This window comes from Paenibacillus cellulositrophicus, assembly GCF_009363095.1.
In the GTDB taxonomy this organism is placed as follows: domain Bacteria; phylum Bacillota; class Bacilli; order Paenibacillales; family Paenibacillaceae; genus Paenibacillus_AQ; species Paenibacillus_AQ favisporus.
In genome coordinates this window covers 25,649-39,908 of the sequence record NZ_CP045295.1, presented here as the reverse complement: position 1 = coordinate 39,908, position 14,260 = coordinate 25,649, and the positions used below count along the sequence as shown (strand labels likewise).

Annotated in this window: 2 protein-coding genes (1 of these 2 only partly in view); both read right to left on the bottom strand. The window is 54.9% G+C overall.

The features are described 5' to 3' along the window. Positions 1-3,722 carry the 5' end (the start) of an SDR family NAD(P)-dependent oxidoreductase gene (locus tag GCU45_RS00075; protein ID WP_152397565.1) on the bottom strand. The gene continues 14,581 nt to the left of window position 1, outside the view, so only the first 3,722 of its 18,303 coding nucleotides appear in the window; the start codon lies at positions 3,720-3,722; its stop codon lies off the left edge, out of view. Continuing rightward, the gene (locus GCU45_RS00070; protein ID WP_167527033.1) at positions 3,719-14,260 is read right to left on the bottom strand and encodes an SDR family NAD(P)-dependent oxidoreductase; all 10,542 of its coding nucleotides are present in this window, start codon (positions 14,258-14,260) and stop codon (positions 3,719-3,721) included. Before GCU45_RS00070 ends, GCU45_RS00075 begins: the two co-directional genes overlap by 4 nt.

Genomic DNA, 14,260 nt, shown 5'->3' with positions numbered 1-14,260 from the left:
GTGCTCTTCATAGTAACGGCTGACGATTCTTTATTGACGATCGGCGTGCGTCTCACCTGATCTCTGATGAAGTATCGCTCCTTGGCAAAAGGATACCCCGGCAGGCTGATGCGGCTCGGTTTCATGTCCACGTACAGCCGTTCCCAGTCAAGTGCGGCGCCCTGCACCCAGAGTTCCGCTACAGGTCTGAACTGTTCATCCCGGACCCATGCCTCGATGTTCCGGTCGATTTCGGTTTGCACCTCTACCCGGGCAACCCCCATGACGGTCCCGCGGAAAAGTCCGTCCTGAAGGCTTCGTTGCTGATCGCTGACAAACTGCTCCAATGTAAACCTCAGATCTTCCATGGAACCCGCCAGAAATGCCAACCGTTCCTCCATAGCCTCTCTGCCTACCTGCAGCGTATAAGCAATGTCGCCGATATTAGCTTCAAGCGCGAATTCGCCGTGGACGGCCTTGAGCAGCTGCTGCGCTCTCATCTTTAAGCCGGCTTCATTTTTGGCAGAGATGACGATGATGGACTGCTTTCGTTGCTTAGGCGATAACCGGGTAATTCCCGGCTCTTCCGGCAAATACTCCTCAAGGATGGCATGGGCATTGGATCCTCCGGCACCAAACGAGGAAATGCCTGCCCTGCGTGGATAGACATGCTTTTTTCCTTCCTCCTGGATCATCGGCCTTTGCCAGTCCTCCATATGCTGCTGCACTTTAAACGGCGTCTTCTGAAAAGAAATATTGGGATTGAGCCGTGAAACATGCAGGCTTGGAACGAGCGTCCGGTGCTTCATCTGCAGAACGATTTTGGTCAAGCCGGCGATGCCGGCCGCCGCCTCCAAATGACCGATGTTGGATTTGGCCGAACCGATTGCACAGAAACCGGTATCCTTCGTATCCACAGCAAACGCCTGGGTGAGACCCGTAATCTCGATGGGATCGCCCAGTTCGGTTCCGGTTCCGTGGGCTTCAAGATAAGTGATCGTTCTGGCGTCGACGCCAGCTTTGTCGAGTGCCGCCCGGATCAGATCGCCTTGAGCTTTCGGGCTTGGAACGGTATAACCGTTCGTTTTGCCTCCGTGATTAATGCTGGTGCTACGGATGACGGCATGGATGTTATCCCGATCACGTACGGCGGTGGACAAGGGCTTCAAAATGACGACGCCGACGCCTTCGCCGGGTACGAAACCGTTGGCTCCTTCGCCGAAGCTGCGGCATTTTCCGTCCGCGGACAGCATGTTTTGCGCACTTAACAAGGTATAGCTTGAAGGGTGAAGATACAGGTTTACACCTCCTGCGATGGCGACCTCGCACTCGTCCCGGCGAAGATGTTCGCAGGCTTCGTGAATGGCTGTCAAGGAGGAAGAACACATCGTGTCCACCGGCATGCTCGGACCGTTGACATTCAGGAAGTACGATACCCGATTTGCCACGGAACTGAACGATGTGTAGGGATGGGCATTATCCCCCTTATTCCTCACCTCAGGCCCGTATAGATCGTGGCCCGTTTTCGTAACACCCGCATACACGCCAACCCGCCGGCGATGCCGGACTGCCAGCAGCTCGCGTGTATAACCGGCATCTTCCAGCGCATGCCAACAGGATTGCAGGAACAAACGCTCCTGTGGGTCCATCATCAAGGCCTCCTTCGGGGAAATGTTAAAGAACAGCGGGTCAAACTCTGCAAATCCCTCCAAAAAGCCGCCCCACTTGCTATAGCTCATGCCGCTTTCGACGGCCGTCCCGGGATCCGGCGTGTAAAACCCATTTAAAGTCCACCGCTCTTCAGGTACTTCGATAATGCAGTCCTTCCCAGCCATCAGATTATCCCAAAATTGCTGGACATCATCTGCCTGTGGATAACGGCCGCTTATCCCGATGATAGCGATGGGTTCATTTGCCGGTTTCTCCTGCCGTTCCGGTCGATCCGTCTGCACCGTTGCAGGTAAGGTTGATGTTGCATGCCGATTTTTTCTTCGGGATACCAGAGTCGGAAATACGCTCTGCGCTTGCTCCTCCGGTGCGGTCGTTTCCTGAACGGATTCATTTTCGTAACCGCTCCAGCGGATGCATGCATCGATATGGACCGATGACAGATAATCCGCAACCTCCCCCAGGGTCATGTATTCATAAAATAAAGTTTTGCTCAGATCTCCAAAAATCTCCTCCAGCTGCCGATTCATTTGATTGACGATCAAAGAATCGAGGCCGTAGCTCTCCAACGGTTCGTGAAGGCTTATTCGGGAAGACGGTACCTGGATCGTTTTCCCGAACAGCTCTTTAAGCTGTTCGGCGGTACGTTCCTTCAGCATATCTGAGTTTAAGTGAGTAAGCGATGAAGCGGTTTGCGCCAGAGAGCTAGTGGATTCAGAAAGACGTGAACTTTCAGCCGCGCCTAACAGCTCATGCCTCCAGCGTTCGATATCTCCGGATAATGTCATGATCTGATCATGTTTGGTCGCGATTCCGAAATATAGAACCTCGAGTCCGTCCGACGTTTCCATGGCGGTCAGTCCCCGGTTTCCGTTCCTGCCGTCCTCGGTATGGTTTGCGACTTCCATTCCCCCATCTTTCCAGAGCGGCCAATTGATCGATATCGTCCGGCCGAATCTCAATCCTTCCGCAACGAGCCGGTTCCGGTAGGCCGCGTACGCGTCCATATAGGCGTTGGCAAGCGCATAATCCGCCTGTCCCGGGTTGCCGAGGCTTCCGGCAATGGAAGAGCAAAGAACAAGGAAGTCTAGAGCCACGTCTTGTGTTGCTTGATCCAGGAGGGTCAGCCCCGTCACTTTGGGGGACAACACCCTGTGCATTTCCTTAACCGTTTTCCTTAGAATGTATCCGTCCTGGATGACCCCCGCGCAGTGGATGATTCCGTTCAGAACGCCATATTTGCGTATCAGAAGCAGGACCAGGTCGTCAACCTGATCTTTGTCCGCGATATCGGCCTGAATATATTCGACATTCGCCCCTATGGAGCTTAGAAACGCCAGCTGCTCTTCTTTCTTCGCGTCCAAGGGAGCGCGGCCCGAAAGAATGACGACAGGGCGGCTGGCCTTTCGGCAGATATCGTCTGCAAATTGGCGTCCGAGTCCACCCATGCCTCCGGTAATCAGGTAGACTCCACCATCTTTCCAAGGGGTGACTGCACCCCTTTCTTCCATCTTCTCTTCCCTCCAGCCAAAACGGCTAACAGACCCGAATTGAATCCGGAGTCTTTCGCAGCTGCCGGTGGACTTCGCTGCCATGATCCAATGAACAAATGCTGTTTCGTTCACGCCTTCACCGATCTCGATCAGCTGCGGGACAATCCGGGGGTTTTCCTGACGAGCCGTATTTAAAAAGGCATACAGCCCCGTCTGCAATTTGAGCTCTCCCGCTGAATGGATGACGAGCTGAACCAACACTTTTCCTGTGCCTCTGTCTTTCATCGCCTCCTGAAGTGCTAATAACATGCGATCGGCATTTTCCATCAAATCCAGATCTGGCCGTTCAGAGCGGCTGCATGCCAAAACGATTTGCTGCGCTTCGGGCAGCCTGCTGCGGCAGAGATCCTGGAAGTGAGGTCCTAGTCCGCACAATAACAGAATGTGCTGCGTATAAGCAGCATCCGCCTCCTGAACCTCATTAGCCTGAAAGTCCGTTTCTTGATAAAACGGGGTGAGTTGTAGAATATCTGCGGATGGTGCTGCTTTGCCGGATCCATCCCCTTGGGTCGGTCTGCTCATCTTCTCATCTCTCCCATTTCTGAAATTGTTACGGCGGAACGGAAATCGCGCTCGGGCAATTTCACCGTCAAATGACCGAATCGCGCACACAGAGTTCCCTTTGAATCATATAGGTCCAAATCAATCGTCCTCGTCTCACTGAAACCGCCATCCTGTTCGCTTTGCGAGACGTAAACCCACATGGCGTGGGCACCCGTGTCCTTGATTCGAATTTCTGCAGCGGTGATCGGAAGAGAAGCCGCACGAAAGCGAATCGGTTCGCCCAGCGGATTCACCCTGGTCCAATCGATCGCGCAAGCTAGCTGAAGGGCTTGATCCAATACGATGGGATGAAGCACCATTCGGTGCTCTTGGTCATTCGTCAAGCAGTCAGCGGAAATTTTAGCCAGCGCCTTCCCGTCTCCGCCCCATACGCTCTCGATAATCCGCTGTTCGGGCGCATAGCGGATATCGGATGTTTCAAATGAACGGTACCACTCCTGTTTCGTCCAGGTTTGGATGGAGCAGCGGGCTCGAATCGCCGAAAGATCTGCGCACTCTACCGGGACCGTCTCCCAAAGAACCGACCCTTGATTGAGTACAAAGGGCTCGGGCTCGGTACCCTCAGCCAGCGGCTGTGCCCGAATTTCATAAGCGAGGGTCTGGTCCTCTTCGGCAAACAGCTCCAGTTCCAAGGTGACACCATCCTGCACCAGATTTAGCGGTTTGGACCATGCCACGCCCCTAAGAACGATGTCCTTAGCCGGCAGTTTCAAACTATTGGACGACAGCGCGGCACCTGCTCTCGCCATTTCCAGGCATGCTCCTCCAGGAAGACGGTAACCTCCTTTTTCCTGGAGCTTGATCAGGTAATCCTCATTTCCGGTTATGAGGGAACGGAATTTTACGCCGGACAAATCAGATACATTGTCGTGCAGCAGCGGGTGGCGCTCTAAAGGAGATCCGGACGGATGATGCAGTCGCCGCGCTGCTTCCCGGTCCGTGGAAGTTTCCGAAATCCAGTAGCTTCCTTTTTCAAATGGATACGACGGAAGCGAGACAACGGTATGCCCGTTCCCTTGGAACAAAGCCTCGATATCCAGAACATAGCCTTGTACGAAAAGCTCTGCTACGGCCGTCAGGCGTTCCATATACTCGTCCGGCTCATGAATGTCCTGCAGCTCATGGATGCATTGATTTCCGTATCTTTTAAGAGTCAGCCTCTCGCTGCGTTCGTTTTCCTGAAAGGAAGCCGTAAAGACTTGCTGCTGCAGATGACCACCTGACAGCCACCCATGAAGGAGTGATTGTAGCTCTACTTCCGATTTGACCACACAGGCAAACCTATGGTTCAAATGCTTTCTCCCCAGCAGCAGCGTGTAGCTGATGTTGACAAGCGGCGTTTCTTTGTGCTCAGCCATGAAGTCCGACAGCTGTCGAACTTGCTCACGCAGCTGCTCAGCTGTCCGCGCGGACAAGGCGATCAGGTGCCCCGGCCGGCTTGCCGATACTCGCATAGGAGCTATAGATTCTTCAATGACGACATGGGCGTTGGTTCCGCTGAAACCGAATGAGCTGACGGCGGCAAGCCTTGGGCGCTGCCCTTCCGGGGTCCATTCTTTCAGGCTTGTATTGACGTAAAAAGGGCTGTCTTCGAACGAAATGCCGGGATTGCCCTGGTGGAAATTCAGCGTTGGCGGAATTTGCCCGTGTTTTAAAGCGAGCAAAATTTTGATGATGCCGGCCACGCCCGCCGCGTGGGCGGCATGCCCGATATTGGTCTTGATCGAGCCGATCGCGCAGTAGCCGCTTCGGTCGGTATACTTACGGAAAGCTCGCGTAATCGCCTGGTATTCGATCGGATCGCCCAGTTTCGTTCCGGTGCCATGCGCTTCGACAACCTGAATATGCGAGGGATCGATGCCGTATTTGTCATATACGCCGCACTCCAGCCTTTCCTGGGACAGGGCGCTTGGCGCGGTGATCCCGTTGGTCGTCCCGTCTTGATTGAGCCCGCTGCCCCGGATAACCCCATAAATCCGGTCCCCGTCTGTCAAGGCCTCCTTCAGACGCTTCAGCACCAGAACGCCGGCTCCCTCTCCGGGGACGAAACCGTCGGCACGTTCGTCGAACGTATAGCTGTGCCCTGTAGCCGATAGCATCCCCGCCTTGTTGGTACTCAAATAATACCAAGGCGTTGACTGAAGGAATACGCCCCCGGCCAATGCCATGTCCGTCTCCCTGGACCTCAAGCCCTGGCAGGCCAGGTGGACGGCGACCAGCGAACTGGAGCACGCCGTGTCAATGGCGATGGCGGGGCCTTTCAAATCCAGATAATAGGCGATTCTGGCAGGGACGACCGACCCGGCCATTCCCCAAAAGGCCTGCGGCGGACGCTCGCTTCCCGCCAGAGACGAATAATCACCGGAACCGCCCAGGCAGCCGACATACACGCCACACTGGCTCCCCTGAACGCGGGTGCCTGCGTATCCGGAATCCTCCAGCGCTTTCCAGCATTCCTCTAAGAAGACCCGCTGCTGCGGATCCATGTAGGTGGCTTCCAGTCCGTTAATGTTAAAGAAGAAAGGATCAAATTGGTCGATGCCGTCCACAAATCCCCCAGCCTCGCAGAATGCCGAGCCCGGTGGATAGTGGTCGGACAGGTCCCACCTTGGAGAGGTGCCGATCAGCTCCTCGCCTCGGGATAAGTGCTCCCACAGCTCGTTTACGTCGGCCGAACCGGCAAATCTGCCGCTCATTCCGATGATCGCGATCGGTTCGTGTTCCTCCTCCCATCCCTGCGCAACAGATGGATTTCCGCTTTCCTGCGCTGAAACGAACCGCTCGCTTTCCAAGGCAGGATGGTCCATTGACCCGAAGCTCTCATGTCCGGAATTCTCAAGTTCGTCCTCCGCTCCATCATTCATCAAAGCGGACGCAGGCGGCGAAATCTCTGCCAGTGTACCGGCAGCCCCCTCCCTGTGATCCTTCAATATATAGGCGGTCAACTGCCGGACCGAACTGTAATCAAACAAAGTGGTCGTATCCAGCTCGATGTTTAGCGACTGATTCAAAATTTGCACGAGGTGGACTCCGATAATCGAGTCAAGTCCGTAATCGGCAAATGATTCATCCAGATCAATATCCTGCGGATGTACCTTCAGCGCCTCGGACAGCTTGTCCACGATCACCTCCCTGACGTGTTGCTCCAGTCTATGGGAATTCATCTCTTCGTCATGGGCTTGAGATGGCTGTGAAGCGGCGAGGATCGACCGTACAGCATCTCTGGTCTGGTCGTCGGATTCTGTTCTGATTCGCTTCGTCTCATGTACGTGAATCACGTCAGAACTTCCGGTATCAGCCAGCGAACCGTTTCTCGCTCCGCTCAAGGATGGTTTTCTTCCTACAGTTCGGCCGCGGTCCACGCCATACACGGAAGTTCTGATGCGAATCGTGCCGTCGCTTGCCGCGGCAATGATTTGCTGTCCCAAGGAATGGGCATGCGCTGCCGGAAACTCAACCTGCCCATACCCTTCGCTCTCCAGCGCTGACTTCCATGACTCAGGATACAGTCCTGGACATCCCGGTATCCGGAATTCCGGATCGTCATACAACCACCAGCCTTCAAGGAGTCCAAAGGTCAGATGGGTGAGAAGACGACTGCTGCTAAGTTCGTTGATCAGAAGATGACCATTTTTCTTCAGCAGCGCCTTGGCGTGTCGCAGCGTCCGGCGCGTGTTTCTCGTCGCATGCAGCACGTTGGCCGCGATGGCAATGTCGAACTTTACTTTTTTGTCCATCCATCCCGTACCGGGATCATCGACATTAAATAAATCGTAAGTCAGATAGGAGACATGAGGGCCATACACATTTTCCGCGTGATGCAGAAAGGCTTTGGATATATCCGTGTAGCAGTACTCCTCGATCCGGTCCTGATAAGGCTGAAGCCTGCGGAAAAGCAGGCTGCTCGTCCCTCCGGTTCCCGCTCCGATTTCAATCAGCCTGACTTTGTACGACGGATTCCGGCGCCATATCTCCTGGATGATGGCCACGGCCGAATCCGCCAGCACCTCGTTGAAGTAGTCCGCCACAGGGTTATTCTTATAGATTCCTTCCACCCGGCGCATGGAGGAATTCGGGAACATCATATCGGTAGCACGGATTTTACCGCTTAAAATATCAGGCAGCGCCTCCAGCATCGTTTCGGCCAGGTTCATCCAAGGTTTCAGGCTGGAATCGGTCACCCACTGTTTCTTATGCTCATCCCAAGCGGATCGGGCGAAATCCGAATTCTGCGTAACACCTTCCGCTAAGCGATACGACTCGCCGGCTCGGATCAGCCGCCCTTTCCTGGTCAATACTTCCAGGCTCTCCTCCAGCCAGCGGGTATATCGTGGAGAAATATGGGCCTGCTTGCACAAATCATCACGAGTACCGCTTATGCCATGGAACATCCCCATGGATGCCAGTCGTGACAGAAGCATGGTTCCGAGCACATCATCCGCTTCGTGTGCCAGAACCAAACTTTTCTCCAAATCCAGGGCGGTTTGGTTTCGGTCCGGAAGCTGCTGCGGCCACGAAAAGGAACCGTTGTCCGTATCCGGCAGCATTTCGACTCGATCTTCGGTGCTCATGCCTTCCACCACTAGTTCCCGAGTCGTTCGAATCATGGCCATTTGACGGAACGGAGCGGATAGTAGAAGCTCCAGCGCCTCCATACCGTCCGCAGGCTCGATCAGCCCCATGCCGATGCGCCCCAGCTGCTTGACCTCTTCTGAAGCATTAGCTTCCGGGCTGCTCCAGTACCCCCAGTTCATGATTTTGACCGGGCAGGACCATTCCTGCGCCATCCGGTGGGCAAATGCGTCTTTGAACGCGCTGCCCGATGCATAATGGCTTTGTTTTGCATTTTTAATGAAGCTGATCAAGGAGGAGAAAAACAGCACGATATCCAGCGGTTCTTCTTCAAATACTTTTGCCAGCCTTACGCTGACATCCACTTTGGCGCGGAGCGCGGCCCGAAACGATTCCTCGCTCATACCGGCAAGATCCTGATCGCTCAAAACCATGGCGGAATGGATGACGCCGTTTATGCGCGCATGCTTCCCCTTAATATGCATGTAGGCTTCACGCAGCGAACCCTCGCTGGACGCGTCAACCGACAAGTACTCGGGCTTTGGTCCAAACGCGGCGATCCGGCCAGCTCGGCTACGGATTTCTTCGTCCAGCGGTCTTCGCCCGATCCATACGATATGGGCCTGATAAGTGCGTACCATATATTCACTGAAAGCTCTGCCAATGCCTCCGGCTCCGCCGATGACGACATATACCCCGCCTCTTTGCAGCAGGGATCTTTCCGGTCGTACCTGTGCATGGACCCGGATCAGCGAATGCTTATGCCACTTCCCGTTTCGGTATGCCCATGGGTGGCCACGACGGTCGGCCGGAAGCGAGAACAAGGTGTCCAGCGGCCAGTCGCTTTCACTCTCGAGGTCGGCAATCCGGACGGACCAGTTCGCATATTCTTTCACCATGGATCCTGCCAGCCCGTGAATTCCCGCATGGGCGGGCAGAACCTGCTCCTTGTCTGATACCGGCAGGGTTTCCGTCGTAATGATGGTCCATTGCAAAGGCTGTTCGTCATAACGTCGATCCAGGAATGCCTGAATCCATCGGAATAAAGGAAGAATCCCTTGTTCCTGGGCATGTATCCAACCTTCAGAATCGGCCCAACCGGATTTGGACTCTGGAGTGATCCACACGACGTGGTCAATGCGGCTTAAGTTCCCGAGTCTCGCGCTGATCGCGGAAACCGAATCTTCCTCAGCGGGCACCAGCACGCGGGCATCTGGAAAATAACGCCGGATGAGATCCGCTTGTCGGCTTCCCCCCACAATTAGCATTTCACCATTAAAGGACGATGTGGCGAGAGCGGATATAGTTGCTGCCGGGACTTCATCCCAAACCGGAAGCAGATGGACGTTTCCTGCAAGACTCACCGGCTCATGACCGGCATTTTCTACATGCAAGTCGGATGCGCTGTTGGCCTGCCTCGCCTCATCGGGATGATACTGCACCGTTTCCTTCGTGTTCCGATGGAATTGCGTTTCCTTTGCATTTGAATCGGATATCCTTGAGGCAAGTGCTCTTTCCAACACTCTGGTCGAAAATCCTTTCATCCGTACACACACCCGGCCGCTGGCATCGCATAAATCGATATCCAGTTTTTGCGTGGTTGCCGTAGAATCCTCTCTCTGCCGGATCCATGCCCACATCTCAGCTTCGCATGGTGCGTATAACTCCATTTCCTGGAGTGCAAACGGCATTAACGGTTTGGAAGTGCTGGAAGGATGGCCGCTTGATGCTCGGGAGAGCTTGTGCAGCCCGATTGTGGCTTGCAGCGCCGAGTCCATCATTCCTGGATGCAGGACGTACTCGTTGGTTTCGGATGCAGCAGCATTCGTCAGCATTAACTTGGCAATGACTTGGCCCTCTCCGACATGGATGACGTCGATCCCCTGGTGATCCTGACCGTATTCCATGCCCATGAGCCTAAAGTTCGCGTAAAGGTTGGAAGAAGAAAGCGATTGGTCTCTGCAAACCTGTAAGATCCGATCCAAGTCCAGCGTAGGCGGACTCGCCACAGATTCATCCGTTTCCGCTTGCCCGGAACAATGGATGACTCGTCCCTCTCCCTCGCTGTTACTATAGATTTCAAAAGAAGTGCGGCCGCCGTGATCCTCGAACAACCGGATGGTCAGCTTGTTTTCCGAATCGTCCGCAACAAACGGCCGAATCCACGCGATGTTTTTCAGCCGCATCCCTTGAGAAGCTTCCTTTTGGGCTGAGCGCCCGAGGGAATGCAGCGTAGCTGCCCGTGCCATCTCCAGATAAGCGACGCCGGGAAGAACTTTGCTGCCTTGCACCCTGTGGTCTGTCAGAAAAAATTCCGCGCCAGACAGCCGTGTCTCAAACCGCTGCTCTCCGAAAACAGACACGTTCATATGCAGCAGCGGATGAATGGGGGTGATCGTATTGGTGACCGGGATCGTCTGCCGAGGACCCGGCGTAACTGTCATGTCCGCCGGGATCCAGTATCTTTCCTTGGCAAAAGGGTACGTAGGAAGGCTGATTCGGTTAGGCTTATCGTTCCCATGGACCGCAGCCCAATCGACAGCTGTTCCGAGAACCCAAGCGTTTGCCAGGCGTTCGATATCCCCGGTTTGCTCCCATAAGCGGACATCCTCCTTTTGGAACGCTTCCGGACCTGATGAAATTGATTTCGCTTGCCCCCTGAATATGCCCGGCCACGCTTCGTCCCCATCCAGAAACGCCCGAAGACTTTGAATAAGTTCATCCACCGTGTCAACGACGAACAGAATCCGCTCCTCCAGGGAGACTCGTCCGACCTGCAGCGTATATGCGAGATCCTTCAGGAAAACGTTGTCCTGATCCGTGTGGTCCTCCAGCAGTGCAACCCCAACAAGTCCGGCATCCCTATACGAATCCTGAATTTGCTCGGCATACTCCTTCATCAGGTAGTCTGTAACAGAAGAAACCGTGCTTCGCTGGCCCCATTCGGATTCGTCCATTTCGATATGAAGCTCATTGCGGAGCGTTTCTTTCAGCAGCCCGAAGTGAACCGGCTCAACGCCGTAGTCCCCCCACGGAACCCCGGTTTCGATTAAATCATCACGAACAAACAGGATGCGGGCCAGATACCCGCACAATGCCGCTTCCAGCCGTAACTTGACGCGATTTTCAAGCGGTTGCAGAGCGGTATTCCGTTCTTCGAGCTTCCCGGCTTTTTTGACCTGAAGCAGATAATCCAGAAGACGCTCGGCATATGCCGTGAGCCGTTCTGGATTCTTGGCGGATAACGGCACGGCCGCTCTCGTTTCCTGCTGGCTTTCGTTTCTGTCCTGCTTGGCAATGCTCCTGGGTGGCTCTATATATTCCTCCAGTAAAAGGTGGGCGTTGGAGCCTGTTGCCCCAAAAGAGCTTAGGCCGGCGCGCCTAGGCAAAGTTACCTGTAACCCGTTTTGCTCCACCACAGGATGCATCCACGCCTCCGTCTTGTTCTGGACATAAAACGGAGAGCGGTCGAAATCAATATAAGGATTCAGCTCCTCCGCATGCAGGGAAGGAACGAGCGTTTTGTGATAGATTTGCAGGGCGGCTTTCTGTAAACCGATGACACCTGCCGCAGATTCCGCATGCCCGATGTTGGACTTGACCGACCCGATCGCGCAGTATTGGCGATCCTGGGAATCGCCGCCGAAAGCGCGGATCAAGCCTTCCATCTCAATCGGATCCCCAAGCGACGTACCCGTGCCGTGGGCTTCAACGTACCCGATCGTCCGTGGATCGATTCCGGCCTGCGACAAGCAGTCGGCAATAACTTCCGCCTGTGCGACCGGCCCGGGAACCGTGAACCCGCTTACCGCTCCGACATGATTTACCGAACTGGCTTTGATAACGGCATAAATGCGGTCACGGTCTTCAATGGCCTTGCCTAACGGCTTCAGCAGCACTGCGGCCGCCCCTTCGGATGAGACATAACCGTCCCCGTCCTTGCCGAACGTCCTGCACCGGCCATCGCTGGAATGCATTCCCCACAGTCCGTAGGTCACGTACTTGGCTGGATGGAGCGACAAATTGATCCCTCCGGCCAGCGCAACCTCGCTTTCTCCACGCCGTAGGCTTTCCACGGCCAAATGGACGGCGGTTAAGGAAGATGAGCACAGCGTATCGACCGTCATGCTCGGTCCATGAAAATCGCAATAGTACGAAACGCGGTTTGCAATCGGACCGGTCTGCAGCGACAGCGGGAAAATCGCCCCACGCGACATCGCTTCCGCCCCGATGAGCGAATAATCCTTATGCATGACACCGGCGAATACACCGACTCTGCGCCGGGAATTACCGTGCGGCGGTACGATTGTATCGGGCGTATAGCCGGCATCTTCCATCGTCTCCCAGCAGACCTCAAGAAACAGGCGTTCCTGGGGATCCATCGTCTCCGCTTCCCTGGGGGAAATCCGAAAAAACTTCGGATCAAACGCATCCGGGTCGTCGATGAACCCGCCCCATTTGGAAATGTCTTTTCCCGATGGGGATTTGATATGCCCCATGCTCACCCGGTCCCAACGCGAAGGTGGGATATCCGTCACGCAGTTTTTTCCGTCCAGCAGGTTCATCCAGAACTCATGAATGTTTCCTGCCATCGGATACCGGCCGGCCATGCCGATGATGGCAATGTCACCCTCCGATCCCGAGCCCTTTGATGCGCCAGACGAAGGAAGCTGTATCCTTCCCTTGCCAGATGGCTTCCTATCATACTGCCGTTCCTGCTCGTCAGACGGTGCCGGCGGCATGAATCTGTCATGGTAATGTTTGTCCAAATAGGAGGCAAGTTCCTGGATCGTTGTGTATTCGAATAACAACGTCGGCGACAAAGTTGTACCGATTCTGGACTCCATGGTCTTCACCATCCCCAGTAATCCTGAAGAGTCCAGACCAAGCTCGTAGTACCCGGCACGCCGATCGATCTGACCTCGGGCAATACCGAGCTTGTCTGCCAAGATATCGACCAGAAACTGTTCGATCGACTCTAGCGTTCCGCCGCTCTCACGCGAAGCCAAGGGGTAGTCCGTTCCGGATTCGGCTTCTCCAATAGTCCCGATTCCGTTCCAATCCAGTCTTGAATCAACACTGATCCGGCCGGCTTCGCGAACCCGCTTGACCGTAAAATTCCGCAGCTCCGCCACCTTGCTTCCCTGGGAATTGAAAAACTCCATCGTCCAGGAGATCAGCTCGTTCCGCCGGACGACCGAGTCTTTCCGGACAAGGGTGTGACATTGCAGCTGCAGAGGCTCCACGGCGCGAAAAGATTCATAATACAAAGGCAGATACAAACGCGGCTCATTGGAAACCGGGGGTGCCAGAAATCTCGTTGCCCCTACCCCGCTGCCGTCGATGAGCGCAGGATGAAACAAAAACTGTTGCGCGCTCGGCTTGGCATCGTGTGCGACGCGAACGTCCAAGATCACGGAGTCCGGCCGCTCGTAAAGCATTCCCTCCGCTTTGATCCATCCGGTGTGGACCAACTGCTGCTCGCGGTACTCGCTGTACATTCGCTCCAGCGGTACTACAGCAGGCGCGGCGTGACGACCCGGTTTAAAATCCAAATGATCAATGATAAAAGAGGACGCCTCCGTCAGGTGCATTTCGGCTTCAGCATATAATTGGCTTTCGCCGAACGACCGATCGTCCCCGGAAGAATGCCCTTGGTGCCCTTGGAGCCGAATCCTCCATATGCCGGTCATCTGGCGATCGGCAGCCAATTCCAGCCTTACACCTTCGGAACCGCTGATCAGCAGTGGCCTGTGGATGGCCAGGTTGCGCAACTCCAGTTGCCGAAAGGAGAAGCCGTGCTTGTTAAACGCCTGATAGATTAGGTCAATATATGCCAAACCCGGCAATAAGGGCTGCCCGAATGCTTGATGGCCCGCGATGATCGGGTTGCGGGCAGACAGGTTAAAATATTCGTATATCAC